The following is a 16618-nucleotide window of genomic DNA, read 5'->3' as shown; positions in this document are numbered from 1 at the left end:
TTACTAAGCATTACCGGCAAAACGAAACACACCAAAATGGAAAGCTTTTTCCCAATATGAAAAGATTGCAGCTTAACCATTCCAAAATGATTGCTCCGAATGGAAAAAATGCAGGATAGATTATATTTCAATTTCTGTTGATTCGCCTTTTTTATCCTTAATATTGTAGCTTATTTCAAACCTATGAACGGGATCATCCTCATCATTGATGATGAAAAAAAAATCAGCAGTTTACTGTCCAGAATTATAGAACTGGAAGGTTTTAGAACTTTGCAGGCCGCTACAGGCAAAGAGGGCTTAAAACTTTTAAAAAACAATGATGTAAGTATTGTAATCAGCGATGTAAAATTGCCCGACGTAAACGGCGTGGCCATGGTGAAGGACATTAAACTGATCAAACCTTTTGTGGAGGTAATCAACCTTACCGCATACGGAACGATATCAGACGGTGTTTTGGCGATTAAAAATGGTGCTTTCGATTACCTGGTTAAAGGAGATGACAATGATAAAATAATCCCTTTACTTTATAAAGCAATTGAGAAAGCAAATCTGCAGCAACGTGTTGCCGAACTAGCACAAAAAATTGCAGGCAAACATCACTTCAGCACGATGATCGGTCATTCCAAAAAACTCACCGAAGCAATTGATTTGGCGAAAAGAGTAAGCCAGACCGATACAACCGTTTTGCTTTTAGGTGAAACCGGAACCGGGAAGGAAGTTTTCGCACAATCCATTCATTATGAAAGTCCGAGGGCAGCAAAGCCTTTTGTAGCCTTAAACTGTAGTGGCTTTAGTCCTGATTTATTAGAAAGCGAACTATTTGGTTACAAAGCAGGTGCTTTTACCGGTGCGAATAAAGATAAAAAAGGCTTACTGGAAGAAGCCAATGGCGGAACCTTGTTCCTGGATGAAATAGGTGAAATGAACCTCGATTTACAAGCCAAGCTTTTGCGGGTGCTGGAAAATCAAAGTTTTATTAAAGTTGGGGATACGCACACACAACAGGTAAATGTACGCATATTGGCCGCCACCAATAAAGATCTTAAAGCAGATGCTGAATCTGGAAAGTTCCGTTCTGATTTATATTACCGCCTTTCGGTTTTCACGATCATGCTGCCGCCTTTGCGCGAACGCAAAATAGATATCCCTTTGCTGGCAAAACATTATTTGGCAGAATTTGCTGTTAAATCCAATCGGGCTCAGCTTAAAGCAGACGATAAACTGCTGGAAATATTGGAGAAACATCAATGGCGTGGTAACATCCGGGAGCTCAAAAATGTGATGGAGCGCCTGGTGATCCTATCTGACGGCGCCGAACTTAATTTATCAGCCTTACCACCAGAATTTTTTGAATTTGTGCCTGTTCAGAATCATTTCAATCTTCAACAGATAGAAAAACAACATATCCAGAAGGTGCTGATTCATACCAAAGGCAATAAAACGGAAACTTCCAGGTTACTGGGGATTGGCCTGACAACCCTGTATAGAAAAATTGAAGAATACGGAATTTTGGAAATATAAACAGGGGAAGGTAAAAGGTCATTTAAAAAAATCATTAAATTTGGTATATGAGCATTCAATATTTATCAAATGAGCATGGGCAAATCACTGCGGTTCAACTTACTATTGAAGATTGGGAAAAGATTAAAGACCTGCACCCAGAAGTAGAATCGATTAATGCTTCTTTACCAGAATGGCATAAGGAAGTTCTGGATACCAGATTGCAATCCCTGTGTAAGGATTCAAATAAAATAGTGCCGCTATCCGCATTAATGGAGGAGCTTGATCGAAATCAGGTATAAAAAACATCTGGTCAGTCTTTACAGCTGTTTTTCCGTATTCCATTTATTTTATCATTGATGATGAACTTAGCCGGATCGTAATTATCGGCATTTTACATCAAGCCAGGAATCCGGCACTACAGTACAATAGGAATAGATAGTTTCGCAAATCATTTAAGATAGACCTTAATGCAAGCCCTGGCAGAAACATTAAAAATATTCAATCAATTACATTATTCATTTTAAATACATTACCATTAATTCATCAGCATGCAGAAATATATTCTAATATTATTATTATCAACACTATCTTTTTCCATCTTCGCACAGGAAAATTATTTTCAGCAAAAATTAACCTATAACATTGATGTTACTTTAAACGATAAAGAAAAATCACTCAAAGGATTCGAAACCATTGTTTATAAAAACAATTCACCATCCACACTTGATTTTATCTGGTTTCACATCTGGCCAAATGCCTATAAAAACGAATCAACTGCACTTTTTCAGCAAATCAGGAATGATACTTCCCGCAAGGAAAAACTTAAAAACGTAAGCTACGGCAGTATTGATGGCTTAGGTTTCAAGGTAAATGGAAAATTGGCTGAAACAAAAGCACACCCTAACCCACAGTACATTGATATTGTGAAAGTCATGCTTCCTGCCCCCTTAAAATCCGGTGATTCTGTAACTATTACAACTGGTTTTAATGTGAAATTACCCAGCTATTTCTCCCGGTCCGGCTATGCCGGTACCGAATTTATGGCAACACAATGGTACCCGAAACCCGCCGTGTTTGACAGAGATGGATGGCATGAGTTCCCTTACCTGGATATGGGTGAATTTTACAGCGAATATGCAGACTATAAGGTAAACATCACCCTTCCCACCAATTATGTAGTTGGTGCTACGGGCGTTCTGCAGAATGCAGATGAACTTGCTGCTTATAAAAGTATAGGTGCAAAAAATACAGCGGCCAGAAACAACAAGCCTGCATTATACCGTGCTAAAAGCAGTTCAGGCACTAAAACCCTAACTTACCTAATAAATGATGTGCCTGATTTTGCCTGGTTTGCTGATCAGGACCTGGTCATTCAATACGATACCATAAAACTTGCTTCAGGAAAAGTTGTGGATGCTTTCAGCTATTACCATAATAAGGAAAATACACTTTGGGTAAATAGTATTGACTACATTAAAGATGCAACTAAAAAGTACAGTCAATGGATTGGCGAATATGAATACCCGGTGGTACAAGCCATTGAAGGGCCCAAAAACAATGCCAGCGGCGGAATGGAATACCCTACTATTACCCTGATAACCAGTCCGGATGCGAAAAAAGAAACCCTTGATGGCGTAATTACCCATGAAGTGGGCCACAACTGGTTTATGAGTATGCTGGGCAATAACGAAAGAATACATACCTGGCAAGACGAGGGTTTTAATACCTTTTTCCAGTTCCGTTATGAAGCCGAGAAATACAGATCGAATTCTATTTTTGGTGATGCCATTCCGGCAAAGATTAAGGAACTACCTGCTGATCGGTTTCTGGCCAGTGTTTATGGTGCCTTGTCAAATGTACCTATGCAATCAGCCATTGAAACACCCGCAGCTGACTTCAAAACTTCTGAAGAATATAGTTTAATCTCATATGCCAAGACGGCCCTCTGGCTTTATATTTTGGAATCGCAGTTGGGAAAAGAAAAATTTGATCAGGCCTTTAAAAATTATTTCAGTGAATGGAAAAATAAACATCCGCAACCATTAGATTTTAAAATCTCTATGGAAAAATCATTGGGTGTTAATCTGGATAAATATTTCAGCTTGCTGAACCAACAGGGGAAGTTTTAGTTTGAAGTCTGAAGTCTGAAGGCTATAAACGAATGCGAAAATCCTCTTCTGAAAAATAAACCATCCTTCCACAATGGTAAAAACCCTTCCAAAACGGAAGGGTTTTTTTATGCCTGAAAATTTAATCCTGACTAAAATAAAACATAAATCAATACAAATCAGCAACTTATAAAAACACATCTTTCTGCGGCACAACAGTTGGCAATAGCCTTTCAAAAATTAATAAAGTTATGACCATAATCCTGTTTTTAATTATCCTTTTGCTCTGCTGGGCAACTTATAAATCAATTGATTGGTTCGAAAAAATTTAAAGCCATGTTAGCATTATTCATCATCGCCATCGCCGTATTTATCTATATGATTTACGTGCTGATCAAACCCGAAAAATTTTAATGGAGGAAATAGAAAATCGGTAAAAGAAAATTGATAAATCCATCTAAAATCTATTCCCTATTGACTAATTCCTATTCTCCAAAAAACAAAAAAAATGAACACTGAATTAACCGGCATTATTGCCACATTCCTGCTTACTTTAGTCATCGCCATTCCCTTAGGAAAATATCTGGCCAAGGTTTTTGCAGGAGAAAAGGTCTGGACAGACTTTTTAAAACCGCTTGAAAACTTAATCTATAAACTTTCGGGCATCAATATTAAAGTACAGATGGACTGGAAACAGCAACTGAAAGCTTTATTAGCCATTAATGTATTGTGGCTGATATATGGCTTTTTCGTACTGATTTTCCAGAATCACCTTCCATTAAATCCGGATGGAAATCCAGGCATGACACCAGATCTGGCCTTTAATACCATTATTAGCTTTGTGGCCAACTGTAACCTGCAGCATTATTCTGGTGAAAGCGGCGTAAGTTATTTAACGCAGCAATTTGTATTGATGTTTCTTCAGTTTGTAAGCGCTGCAACGGGTATTGCTGCTGCAGTGGTCTTTTTTAAAGCATTCAGAGACAAAACTACTACACAACTGGGTAACTTCTGGGAATTTTTTGTAAAAGCCATCACCCGGCTATTGCTTCCGTTATCGGTAATTGTTGCTTTAATCTTAACCTTCAATGGTACACCTGCCAGTTACGATGCAAAGGATCAGTTTATATCGGTTCAGGGCGATACCGTAAATGTTTCTCGTGGACCAGCCGCTCAGTTTATCGCTATTAAACACTTGGGAACGAATGGAGGTGGGTATTTTGGTGCAAATTCTGCTCACCCATTCGAAAACCCAAGCTATTTAACCAACATGGTGGAAGCAATTTCGCAAACGATTATTCCATTGGCGATGGTCATTGCTTTCGGTTACTTTATTCGCAGGCGTAAACTGGCCTGGACTATTTTTGGAGTGATGACCATTGGTTTATTTATGTTGCTGATTCCAACCATTACTTCAGAATTAGGTGGAAATCCGGCATTAGCCAAAATGGGAATTTCTCAGGCCACAGGCGCTATGGAAGGGAAAGAAGTTCGCTTCGGACCAGCCGCTACAGCTTATTGGAGTACCTTAACCACTGTTATTTCAACTGGTTCGGTAAACGGAATGCACGACAGTACTATGCCACTCACTGGTTTATGGCAACTGTTAGCCATGATGATTAATGGCTTTTATGGAGGCTGCGGTGTAGGTATATTGAATTATTTCATCTATCTGATTATTGCTGTATTTATTTCAGGTTTGATGGTAGGCAGAACCCCTGAATTTCTGGGACACAAAGTGGAAGCCAGGGAAATCAAAATTGCTGCGTTAATTACTTTGTTAAGTCCTTTTCTAATTCTTGCTGGTACCGCAATTGCAAGTTATGTTTTTACCAATCATGCCGATGCCGCCTGGGCTGTTCAGCCTAAAGCATGGTTAAATAATCCTGGTTTTCATGGTTTCTCTGAAATGCTGTACGAGGTAACTTCATCTAACGCCAACAATGGTTCAGGCTTCGAAGGTTTGGGAGATAACAATATTTTCTGGAACGTATTAACCGGGGTGATCATCTTTCTCGGTCGCTTCCTGCCCATTATCGGCCCTGTAGCGATTGCTGGTTTATTAGGTGCTAAAAAATTCATTCCTGAATCTGCAGGAACCTTAAAAACTGACACCAAAACATTTGCGCTGATGACTTTAGCCGTGATTTTAGTGTTGAATGCACTTTCTTATTTCCCGGCACTGGCCTTAGGCCCGCTGGCTGAATATTTTACCATGCTTAAATAAATCTGCGAAATCACTTTAATCTGTGAAATCAATTTAAAATAAATAAAATGAAACCCAATAATAAATTGTTTGAACCAGCTTTGGTCAAAACAGCATTGAAAGAATCATTCATCAAACTCGATCCCAGGGTAATGGTGCGCAACCCGGTCATGTTTACCGTTGAAGTAGGCACTTTGGTAATGGCTTATGTTACTGTATACTCCTTTAGTCACAGCGGGCAGGGATCGCCATTGTATAACTTCTGCATCTTTTTGGTACTTCTGCTTACCGTAGTATTTGCCAACTTTGCAGAAGCTATTGCAGAGGCCAGAGGAAAAGCCCAGGCAGACAGTTTGCGGAAAACCCGTGAAGAAACACCTGCAAAAGTCCTTTTAGAAAATGGTACAATTGAAATCCGTTCTTCAAACCAATTGCAAAAAGGCGACGTATTTGTTTGCGAAACCGGCGATACCATTCCAACCGATGGAGAAATCATTGAAGGTATTGCAACTATCGATGAATCAGCCATTACAGGAGAATCTGCTCCGGTAATCCGGGAATCAGGTGGTGATAAATCATCAGTTACCGGTGGTACAAAAGTATTATCTGATGAAATCAAAGTACAGGTGAGCACAGCGCCTGGTGAAAGCTTTCTGGATAAAATGATTGCCCTGGTAGAAGGTGCTTCACGCCAGAAAACACCAAATGAAATTGCATTAACGATACTCTTGGCAAGCTTTACGCTGGTATTTATTATCGTTTGCGTTACCTTGAAACCATTTGCCGATTACGCCAATACACCAATTACGATTGCAGCATTAATATCGCTTTTTGTTTGCCTGATCCCAACAACTATAGGTGGTTTATTATCAGCCATCGGTATTGCCGGAATGGACCGGGCGCTACGGGCAAATGTGATTACCAAATCAGGTAAAGCAGTAGAAACCGCAGGAGATATAGATGTGCTCTTGTTGGATAAAACCGGAACCATCACCATTGGTAACCGCAAGGCAACCCGCTTCTATCCTACTGCAGGTGTTGTGATTAAAGATTTTACGGATGCCTGCGTATTAAGTTCGCTGGCAGATGAAACGCCTGAAGGCAAATCGATTATTGAATTGGCTAATGAACAGGGCTTTAAAACTGCCGGAACACCACAAGGTTCTACCTTTATCAAATTCACAGCCGAAACCCGCTCCAGTGGATTGGATACTGCCGATGGTAGACGCATCAGAAAGGGGGCTTTCGATTCCATCAGAAATATCGTGGAAAAAGCAGGGAATATTTTTCCATCTGATATTGAAAGTCATGTAAAAAATATTGCCACCAATGGCGGAACCCCTTTAGTGGTGTCAGAAAATGAGAAAGCACTTGGCGTAATTGAGTTGCAGGACATCATTAAACCAGGTATCAGTGAACGTTTTGAACGCTTGCGCAAAATGGGTGTTAAAACTGTAATGGTTACCGGAGATAATCCTTTAACAGCCAAATACATTGCAGAAAAGGCTGGTGTAGATGATTTTATTGCAGAGGCTAAGCCAGAAGATAAAATGAACTACATTAAGGACGAGCAGGCACTAGGAAAGCTTGTGGCCATGATGGGTGATGGTACCAATGATGCTCCGGCACTTGCCCAGGCTGATGTTGGTGTGGCCATGAACAGTGGTACCCAGGCCGCGAAAGAAGCTGGTAATATGGTCGATTTAGATAACGATCCTACGAAATTAATTGAGATTGTAGAAATCGGGAAACAGCTCCTCATTACACGCGGAACACTGACCACTTTTTCCATTGCCAATGATGTGGCGAAATATTTCGCCATTGTTCCGGCACTATTTATTGCCGCTATACCGGCATTGCAAAGCCTCAACATTATGGCCTTACATTCACCAGAAAGTGCAATTATGTCGGCTGTGATTTTTAATGCGATTATCATCCCGATATTAATTCCGCTCGCCTTAAAAGGTGTGGCCTATAAACCTATCGGTGCAACGGCACTGCTGCGCAGGAACTTATTCATTTATGGCATTGGAGGGGTTGTCGCTCCGTTCATCGGCATCAAATTAATTGATTTAGTAGTTGGGTTATTTGTATAAACATACTGTCAAGTTGAGCTTGTCGAAATGAAGATTAACTTCTTCGGCAAGCTCAGGATGACAAAACTAAATCTTCATCATCATTTAAAATCTGTGTAATCACATAATATCATGAAAAAATACATCATTCCATCCATACGCTTAACATTAGTTTTAATCGTATTGTTATGTATCATCTATCCCATCAGTATTGCATTGGCAGGCCGGTTTTCCAAAGGAAATGGTGCTGGTGAGAAAATCACTAAAAATGGAAAAACAATTGGCTATGCCTTATTAGGTCAATCATTTACTAAACCAGCATATTTCTGGGGAAGACCATCAGCAGTAAACTACAACGCCGCAGGCTCTGCAGGTTCAAACAAAGGACCTTCTAATCCTGATTATCTGAAAGAAGTACAATCAAGAATAGACACCTTGCTAAAATATAATCCCGGATTAAAAAAATCGGAGATTCCTGCTGATATGGTTACGGCATCAGGAAGTGGTTTAGACCCAAATATTTCTGAACAAGGCGCTACCATTCAAATTGCCAGAGTAGCTAAAACAAGGCATATCAGTGAACAGAAAGTTAAAGAACTGGTTGCCCTTAATACCATCAAACCTTTAATGGGTTTATTCGGCCCGTCATCAGTAAATGTATTAAAACTGAACCTGGCACTAGACAATCTGTAACACATCGTCATTTCTACCGGAGCAAAGGAAAATGGAGGAGGTCCTTGAAATTTAGTTGTTATACTTCAACGCTTTCTCCCCTCCGGTTGAAAAGAACATCAATTGATCATGTTTAAAATCACCTTTAACAGGTGTAATCACCATACAAAAATGAAAAAACTCGTTATCCTTATTACCACTTTAACCGCATCAATTACCGCTTTCGCACAAGAAGCATCTAAAGTAAAATTTTCAGGTTATATTGAAGCTTACTATGGCTACGACTTCAATAAACCTGCCGACCATAACCGACCTGCATTTATTTACTCTCATAACCGCACTAATGAAGTTAACCTCAATTTAGGCTTTATCAAGGCTGCTTATGACGATGGTGCCATCCGTGCCAACCTGGCTGTAATGGCTGGAACGTATGCTAATGCCAACTTAGCTGCCGAGCCAGGTGTACTTAAAAATATTTTCGAAGCCAATGCAGGCGTTAAACTCTCTAAATCAGCAAACTTATGGATTGATGCCGGTATCTTTTCATCGCACATTGGTTTTGAAGGCGCCATATCGAAAGATTGTTGGGTTTTAACCAGAAATATTGCTTCAGAAAACACACCCTATTATGAATCAGGGGCAAAACTAACCTATGGTACCCAGGATGGAAAACTTACCGCTACGCTGCTTTATCTGAACGGATGGCAAAGAATTACCCGCCAGAATGGAAATGACAAACCTGCGGGCGGCTTGCAGTTAAGTTGGAAACCCACACCAAAAATCACAGTTAATTACAGCAATTATCTGGGAACAGAGGGTGTTGATTCTGTTCGGGTGAACCGTTTTTATCATAATCTGTATGGTATTTTCCAGTTAACAGATCAATTTGGATTAACCCTTGGCTTGGATTATGGTACCCAACAAAAAGCTAAAGGTAGCAGCAGCGTTAATGAAGTCATTTCACCGGTAGCCATTGTGCAATATAAATTTGCAGATAAATGGGCTATGGCAGGAAGATTTGAATATTACGAAGATAAAAATGGTATTTTTATCTCAACGGGAACGCCCAACGGATTTAGAACAAAAGGCTATTCCTTAAATTTAGATTATTCACCAATCCCGAATGCAGTTGTTCGCTTGGAAGGAAAAACTTACGACAGCAAGGATAAAATTTTTAATCGTGGAACGAATTCCATAAATGCCAGTACCACATTAACAGCCAGTATAGCCGTGGCCTTTTAAATTGCCGCGTAACAAATGCAATATTTAAATATTGCCACGGAAATGCAGTGATAAAGGAAGATTTACCGTATGAAACTGTATTTCCGTGGTTAAAGAAGACAATGCAAAATAAAGAAGATTCTGTACAACATTTCCTTGAACTGATTCAGAAATCCAGGCGGGGAAAGCTCAAAATTTATATTGGGATGAGTGCCGGTGTAGGCAAAACCTACCGGATGCTGCAGGAATCTCATGCCCTGTTGCGAAACGGTGTGGATCTTTGTATTGGCTACGTAGAAACACACCGAAGAAAAGAGACAGCAGCTTTGGTTGATGGTTTGCCAATGATTGCCCGAAAGAAAATCTTTTATCGCGGTAAAGAAATCGAAGAAATGGATTTACAGGGTATTCTAAACCGTCATCCTGAAATTGTGGTGGTAGATGAATTGGCCCATACCAATGCCGAAGGCAGTAAGAACAGCAAACGCTGGCAGGATGTTTTCGATTTACTTGAAGCTGGTATTAATGTTATTTCAGCAGTGAATATCCAGCACCTGGAAAGTATCAACGAAGAGATTGAACAGATCACGGGTATCAGCGTAACAGAGCGGATTCCCGACAAAATACTGGAACTGGCAGATGAAATCGTGAACATTGATTTAACTGCAGATGAACTGATTACACGTTTAAAAGAAGGGAAGATTTATGATCAAAGTAAAATAGACAAGGCACTAGGCAACTTTTTTCAGGCAGATAAGATATTGCAGCTCAGGGAATTTGCATTAAAAGAAGTGGTACACCAGGTGGAAAGAAAAATTCAGATTGAAATTCCGAAATCAGTAAAACTACGTTCGGAACGTTTTCTGGCCTGTATTTCCTCAAACGCAGCAACGGCAGGTGTCGTCATCCGGAAAACAGCCCGGCTGGCTTCCTATTATCATTCTCCATGGATTGCGTTGTATGTTCAAAGTGATGCCGAAAGCTTTGATAAAATCAAACTGGATAAACAACGGCACTTAATTAACCATTTTAAACTGGCCACTGAACTGGGTGCCGAAGTGATCAAGGTAAAAAGCAATCAGGTTACACAAACCATCATTAATATGGCAACCGAAAAAGAAATTTCCACCATTTGCATTGGTAAGCCTCATTTAAATATTTTTCAGGTGATCATGCGAACGGCTATTTTTAATCAGTTGTTACGTAATTTAGCTGCAAAAGAAATTGATTTGGTTATACTTTCTTAAAATCTAATCTAATAAATTTTACCACCTAAGCACATCTAAACTTAAATATACTAAGGCTTCTTAGGTGGTAATAAACAACTTCACCATGAAAATAAAAACCAAGCTCCGTCTCGGATTCGGCTTCCTCTTCATCATCGTTTTATCTTTTGGTCTGATCGCCTTATTCTTTCTGAATGAATTGTCTGATAAATCTAAAGTAATCCTGAAAGACAATTATAAATCGCTCAAATATGTCAGTGCCATGCGGAATGTTGTAGATGAAAGCAATTTTCCTTTATCAGCCGCAAAGGCAAAAATATTTGAGGAAAATTTAAAAAACGAAGGTCGGAATATTACAGAACAAGGTGAGAAAATAGCCTTTCAGAAACTTTTATCAACTTACAAATCTTTACAGGTTGCTTCCGGTACGAACAATATAAAAAACATGCGTACCGCCTTGCAAAGCATTGAAGAGGTAAATATGAAGGCCATTTACAAAAAGAATGATCAGGCAAATGCGGCATCAGCAAGGGCCAATTTATACATTTCAATTGCGGCCGTGCTGAGTTTTCTCATCCTGTTTACGTTTATTGTCAACTTCCCTGGTTTTGTTGCCAATCCACTGGCTGAATTTAGTGCCGCTATCAAACAAATCAGCAGAAAGAATTACAAACAACGGCTTCATTTTAAAAACCACGATGAGTTCACCGAACTTGCTGATGCCTTTAATGGGATGGTGGTGAAGCTGAATGAATGGGAAAACAGCAATCTTTCAAAAATCAAATCTGAAAAATCGCGGATTGAGGCCATCATCGCACAGATGCAGGATGCCATCATCGGCTTAAATGAAAAGGGTGAAATCCTGTTTTTAAATCACCTGGCAGCAAAGCTGATGAATCTGAATGAAGGAAAAGTCATCGGCCAGAATGCTACAGAACTGATAAAAAAGAACGAACTATTGAAGCGCATCATTAAACCGGAAACCAAAGACAAAACCTTAAAAATTTATGTGGATGAAAAAGAATCTTATTTCTTACTGGAGCATCGCGAAATTGTAATTCCGAATTATGAAGATCAGGATGAAAAGACATTAATCGCATCTTCAAAATCGGCAGGCAGTGTTTACGTACTGAAAAACATTACTCAATTCAAAGAATTGGATGAGGCCAAAACCAATTTCATTGCAACAGTATCTCATGAACTGAAAACACCCCTTGCATCCATAAAAATGAGTTTAAAGTTGCTTGGCGATGAACGTGTTGGCCTGATGAATGAAGAACAAAACCAGCTTTTAACCCATATCAAAGAAGATAGCGACCGGCTGTTAAAAATCACAAGCGAGCTTCTGGATTTATCGCAGGTAGAAACCGGAAACTTAAAACTAACCTTTGCGATAACCAAACCTGAGGATATTGTACAATATGCCATTGATGCGGTAAAATTTCAGGCCGAACAAAAATCAATTAAACTGGAATTAAACTGCGACGCGAACTTACCGAAAGTGAATGCCGACATCCAGAAAACAGCCTGGGTACTGGTTAATTTTTTATCAAATGCTTTGCGTTACAGTTCGGAGAAATCCAAAGTGGTAATTGATATTTTGCAAAAGGATAAATTTGTTCAGTTCTCAGTTAAAGATTACGGAAAAGGCATTGATGAAAAATATCAGAAACGCCTGTTTGAACGCTATTTTCAGGTGCCGACTGATGGGCAGAACAAATCAGGATCCGGCTTGGGCTTAGCCATTTCGAAAGACTTCATTGAAGCAGAAGATGGAAAAATCTGGGTAGAGAGTGCTATTGGCGAAGGAAGTAAATTTAGCTTTGCCTTACCTGTTATAGACTAAACTATATAGGGTTCCATCTCCTTATCAATGCTTTTACGGAGCTCCATCAGTTTAATGGCATAACCATGCATGGCAATTTCTTTTTCCGTTTTTGGTTTAAAGGCAGGAACGGCTTTAGATTGCCCTTCATGGTCAACAGCAACAAAAACAATGATACAATGTGTATTTTTAACAAAATCAGCCTGATCAACAGGTTTTGAAAAGGCATCTACAGCAATATGCATACTGGTTTTACCGGTGTAAATAATCCGTGCTTCCATTTTAACCAAATGTCCGATATGAACCGGATGAAAAAAACGGATTCCACCAACATAAACAGTTACACAATACGTTTGACTCCATTGTAAGGCACAGGCAAAAGCAGCCTGGTCAATCCATTTCATCATCATTCCACCATGTACTTTACCGCCATAGTTTACATCTGATGGTTCGCTTAAAAACTGAAGTTCGATGTGATTTTTTGTTCTGGCCATGATTGTTAGCTCCCGCAGATTGAAATAATTTATATAAATACTTGTTGACAGCAATATGCGAAAATTATGGTATCTAAGAAACAGTACTAAAGAATTTCTGCTGATAAAACCAAAATCTGCGTAAATCATTTTAAATCTGCAGGAGATTTTTTATTACTGAACTTAAAACCAAATAGCTTCGAGACCATATAATATTTCCCGCTGATCACACAGATAACCGCTGATAAAACCAAATCTGCATATATCATTTTAAATCTGCGGGAGATTTTTTATTACTGAACTTAAAACCAAATAGCTTCGAGACATTATAATATTTCCCGCTGATCACACAGATAACCGCTGATAAAACCAAATCTGCGGGAGATTTTTTTTACTGAACTTAAAACCAAATAGCTTTGAGACCATATAGTATTTCCCGCTGATCACACAGATAACCGCTGATAAAACCAAATCTTCGTATATCATTTTAATCTGCGGGAGATTTTTTATTACTGAACTTAAAAAACCAAATAGCTTCGAGACCATATAATATTTCCCGCTGATCACACAGATAACCGCTGATAAAATCAAATCTGCATATATCATTTTAAATCTGCGGGAGATTTTTTATTACTGAACTTAAAACCAAATAGCTTTGAGACCATATAGTATTTCCCGCTGATCACACAGATAACTGCTGATAAAACCAAATCTGCGTATATCATTTTAAATCTGCGGGAGTTTTTTTACTACTGAACTTAAAACCAAATAGCTTCGAGACCATATAATATTTCCCGCTGATCACACAGATAACCGCTGATAAAACCACATCTGCGTATATCATTTTAAATCTGCGGGAGACTTTTTATTACTGAATTTAAAACCAAATAGCTTCGAGACATTATAATATTTCCTGCTGATCACACAGATAACCACTGATAAAACCAAATCTGCGTATATCATTTTAAATCAGCAGGCGCATTTTAAACAGGTAATCATAAACAAAAAAGTCGTAGTTAAGTACTACGACTTAATGAAAAAGAAAAACTTTATATCATTTGCAATAAAACTCAGCCTTCCCGGCCATTAAACACAAAACTTATTTTGCCATAATACTGATTGCATAGCCACCACCCGGTGCACAATATTGCGTTAACTTCGTTTTATTGGTTACTTCCATTTTACGAATAGTGTAGGCTTTAGGATTTTTTTCGTAATGTGCATCCTTCGCATCAGCATAAATGGTTGCTATATATTTTTTGCCTGCATCTAAAAAGGCTAAATTGATTTTTGAAGTGCGGGCGATTTCATCATTTGTACGACCTACAAACCAGTTATTTTTACCTTTTGCCTTACGGGCGAAAGTAATGTAATCGCCAGGTTCTGCCTCTAAAACTTTGGTATCATCCCAGTCCACTGCCACATCTTTAATAAACTGGAAAGCATCCATATACTTATTATAGGTTTCCGGTAAATCTGCAGCCATTTGCAACGGGCTATACATTGTTACGTAAAGCGCCAGCTGACGGGCAAGTGTGCTGTGTACAAATGAATTGTTTTCTGGGTTATAAGCACTCACTTTGGTTTCAAAAATACCGGGTGTATAATCCATCGGACCGCCAATTAAACGCGTGAAAGGTAATATAGTGGTATGATCGGCATTATTACCACCAAAAGCCTCATATTCCGTTCCCCGGGCAGATTCATTTCCAATCAGATTGGGATAAGTACGTGCCAAACCTGTCGGGCGAACGGCCTCATGTGCATTGACCATGATTTTATATTCAGCAGCTTTTTGAATAGCATATAAATAATGATTGTTTAACCATTGTCCGTAGTGATGTTCGCCACGTGGAATCATATTGCCTACATAACCACTTTTTACCGCATCATAACCATTGGCTTTCATAAATTTATAAGCGGTATCCAAATGCCTTTCATAATTTCGTACTGATGAAGAAGTTTCATGGTGCATGATCATTTTGATACCTTTACTTGCCGCATAACGATGTAATTCTTTCACATCAAAATCAGGATAAGGTGTAACGAAATCGAAAACGTAATCTTTGGTTTTGCCAAACCAGTCTTCCCAGCCTTCATTCCAGCCTTCAACCAATACAGCATCTAAACCGTTTTTAGCCGCGAAATCGATATATTCTTTTACGTGCGCCGTATTTGCAGAATGTTTGCCATTAGGCTGAGTTTTCGAATAATCAGTTACGCCCAATTGTACGCTGGTTAAATTGTTGTAAGCCCAGGTGCTTTTGCCCGTGATCATTTCCCACCAAACCCCTACATATTTGGTTGGTTTAATCCAGGATACATTTTTGAATTTTGTAGGCTCATTCAGGTTGTAGGTTAATTTTGAAGTGAGGATATCTCCGGCTTGATCGCTTACAATGATGGTTCTCCACGGTGATACACATGGCGCCTGCATATAGCCTTTATCGCCAATGGCATCGGGTGTTAACCATGATTCTAAAACCATGCTTTGATCATCAAGATTTAACGACATCAATGAATAATTGATGAGCGCAGCTTCGTGAATATTAATATATAAACCATCCTTGCTCTTCATCATTAAAGGAGTTTGCAATCCTGTTGGCGAAAAGGTGGTTTGCGATGCATTTGGTGTTACCGCAGCTTTCATTTTACCACGAACTTCTGATAAATTTGAAGTCACCGTACTATACTCTTGTGTGTCATAATCCCCCGGCAACCAAAAAGCTTTATGATCGCCAGCCAATGCAAATTGTGTTTTTTCTTCTTTAATGACGAAATAGTCAAGATTTTTCTGCTCTGGAAATTCATACCTGAAGCCTAAACCATCATTAAACAACCTTAAACGAATCATCATATATCTGTTGGTTTCCTTTTGAGTAAGGGTTACCGCTAACTCATTATAATGATTGGTTATTTCTTTCACTTCACCCCAAACAGGCTTCCATGTTTCATTGAAGGTACTTGTTTTCGTATCGGTGATGGTAAAACCATTCGTTAAGTTTTTACCATCCTTCAGCTCCAAACCCAGCTTACTGGTTTTAATGACATTCTTACCTTTATATTTTAAACTGTACGTGGGCACACCACCTTCAGCTAAAGAAAAATGTGCGGTTAAGTTGGCATCCGGCGATTTTAGTTCCTGTCCGGAAACGTTCCCGGAAAATAGCAAAATGCAAATAAATGCCAGAAATTCTGAGCGGTTGAGCGCTTTATTTTTTTTGTTCTTATTCACTGTATATATTTTGTTTATCATTCTTTTTGTTTGAACCAGATGCCATTTTTTTATCCAAAGGGATGCAGATTTCA

The 16618-nt window shown here is 39.0% G+C and carries 12 protein-coding genes; 10 read left to right on the top strand and 2 right to left on the bottom strand.

Going from position 1 to position 16618, the window contains the following annotated elements:
- The first annotated feature begins 183 nt into the window (after window positions 1-183).
- The 10 genes from OQ267_RS14245 to OQ267_RS14205 all read left to right on the top strand — a co-directional run bounded on the left by OQ267_RS14245 (window position 184) and on the right by OQ267_RS14205 (window position 12857).
- Window positions 184-1521, top strand: coding sequence for a sigma-54-dependent transcriptional regulator (locus OQ267_RS14245; protein WP_265836442.1), 1338 nt, complete (start codon window positions 184-186; stop codon window positions 1519-1521).
- A gap of 47 nt (window positions 1522-1568) precedes the next feature.
- Window positions 1569-1802 (top strand): hypothetical protein, encoded by a 234-nt coding sequence (locus tag OQ267_RS14240; protein WP_265836441.1) that lies wholly within the window; start codon window positions 1569-1571, stop codon window positions 1800-1802.
- Between the two features lie 249 nt (window positions 1803-2051).
- Complete coding sequence (locus OQ267_RS14235) at window positions 2052-3632, top strand: M1 family metallopeptidase (protein WP_265836439.1); 1581 nt, start codon at window positions 2052-2054, stop codon at window positions 3630-3632.
- A gap of 315 nt (window positions 3633-3947) precedes the next feature.
- Complete coding sequence (locus OQ267_RS22390; protein ID WP_082468366.1) at window positions 3948-4025, top strand: potassium-transporting ATPase subunit F; 78 nt, start codon at window positions 3948-3950, stop codon at window positions 4023-4025.
- A gap of 94 nt (window positions 4026-4119) precedes the next feature.
- A complete protein-coding gene (gene kdpA / locus OQ267_RS14230; protein ID WP_265836437.1) occupies window positions 4120-5838 on the top strand; it encodes a potassium-transporting ATPase subunit KdpA in 1719 nt (572 codons plus the stop codon).
- 47 nt (window positions 5839-5885) lie between these two features.
- The gene (gene kdpB / locus OQ267_RS14225) at window positions 5886-7913 is read left to right on the top strand and encodes a potassium-transporting ATPase subunit KdpB (RefSeq protein ID WP_265836436.1); all 2028 of its coding nucleotides are present in this window, start codon (window positions 5886-5888) and stop codon (window positions 7911-7913) included.
- 111 nt (window positions 7914-8024) lie between these two features.
- The gene (locus OQ267_RS14220) at window positions 8025-8585 is read left to right on the top strand and encodes a K(+)-transporting ATPase subunit C (RefSeq protein ID WP_088300235.1); all 561 of its coding nucleotides are present in this window, start codon (window positions 8025-8027) and stop codon (window positions 8583-8585) included.
- A 150-nt stretch (window positions 8586-8735) separates the two neighbouring features.
- Window positions 8736-9806, top strand: a complete 1071-nt coding sequence (locus OQ267_RS14215) for a porin (protein WP_265836435.1) — start codon at window positions 8736-8738, stop codon at window positions 9804-9806.
- Between the two features lie 101 nt (window positions 9807-9907).
- On the top strand, window positions 9908-11032 hold the full coding sequence (locus OQ267_RS14210) for a sensor protein KdpD (RefSeq protein WP_265818929.1): 1125 nt from the start codon (window positions 9908-9910) through the stop codon (window positions 11030-11032).
- A gap of 85 nt (window positions 11033-11117) precedes the next feature.
- Window positions 11118-12857: an ATP-binding protein gene (locus OQ267_RS14205; RefSeq protein WP_265836434.1), complete on the top strand. Its 1740-nt coding sequence runs from the start codon at window positions 11118-11120 to the stop codon at window positions 12855-12857.
- Here OQ267_RS14205 and OQ267_RS14200 read toward each other — a convergent pair.
- Both OQ267_RS14200 and OQ267_RS14195 read right to left on the bottom strand, forming a co-directional pair.
- Entirely contained in the window at window positions 12854-13330 is a 477-nt protein-coding gene (locus OQ267_RS14200) for an acyl-CoA thioesterase (protein ID WP_265836431.1), read from the bottom strand. The genes OQ267_RS14205 and OQ267_RS14200 overlap by 4 nt on opposite strands.
- 1078 nt (window positions 13331-14408) lie before the next feature.
- On the bottom strand, window positions 14409-16565 hold the full coding sequence (locus tag OQ267_RS14195; RefSeq protein WP_265836429.1) for a glycoside hydrolase family 97 protein: 2157 nt from the start codon (window positions 16563-16565) through the stop codon (window positions 14409-14411).
- Window positions 16566-16618: the final 53 nt, after the last annotated feature.

Source organism: Pedobacter sp. MR22-3 (genome assembly GCF_026240075.1).
Lineage (GTDB): Bacteria > Bacteroidota > Bacteroidia > Sphingobacteriales > Sphingobacteriaceae > Pedobacter.
The sequence above is the reverse complement of the archived record's forward strand: the minus strand, read 5'-3'. Positions and strand labels throughout refer to the sequence as shown.

Coding starts and splice junctions, on each gene's coding strand:
- OQ267_RS14245 (WP_265836442.1), top strand. CDS start 184: ATGAACGGGATCATCCTCATCATTGATGATGAAAAAAAAATCAGCAGT.
- OQ267_RS14240 (WP_265836441.1), top strand. CDS start 1,569: ATGAGCATTCAATATTTATCAAATGAGCATGGGCAAATCACTGCGGTT.
- OQ267_RS14235 (WP_265836439.1), top strand. CDS start 2,052: ATGCAGAAATATATTCTAATATTATTATTATCAACACTATCTTTTTCC.
- OQ267_RS22390 (WP_082468366.1), top strand. CDS start 3,948: ATGTTAGCATTATTCATCATCGCCATCGCCGTATTTATCTATATGATT.
- kdpA (WP_265836437.1), top strand. CDS start 4,120: ATGAACACTGAATTAACCGGCATTATTGCCACATTCCTGCTTACTTTA.
- kdpB (WP_265836436.1), top strand. CDS start 5,886: ATGAAACCCAATAATAAATTGTTTGAACCAGCTTTGGTCAAAACAGCA.
- OQ267_RS14220 (WP_088300235.1), top strand. CDS start 8,025: ATGAAAAAATACATCATTCCATCCATACGCTTAACATTAGTTTTAATC.
- OQ267_RS14215 (WP_265836435.1), top strand. CDS start 8,736: ATGAAAAAACTCGTTATCCTTATTACCACTTTAACCGCATCAATTACC.
- OQ267_RS14210 (WP_265818929.1), top strand. CDS start 9,908: ATGCAAAATAAAGAAGATTCTGTACAACATTTCCTTGAACTGATTCAG.
- OQ267_RS14205 (WP_265836434.1), top strand. CDS start 11,118: ATGAAAATAAAAACCAAGCTCCGTCTCGGATTCGGCTTCCTCTTCATC.
- OQ267_RS14200 (WP_265836431.1), bottom strand. CDS start 13,330: ATGGCCAGAACAAAAAATCACATCGAACTTCAGTTTTTAAGCGAACCA.
- OQ267_RS14195 (WP_265836429.1), bottom strand. CDS start 16,565: ATGATAAACAAAATATATACAGTGAATAAGAACAAAAAAAATAAAGCG.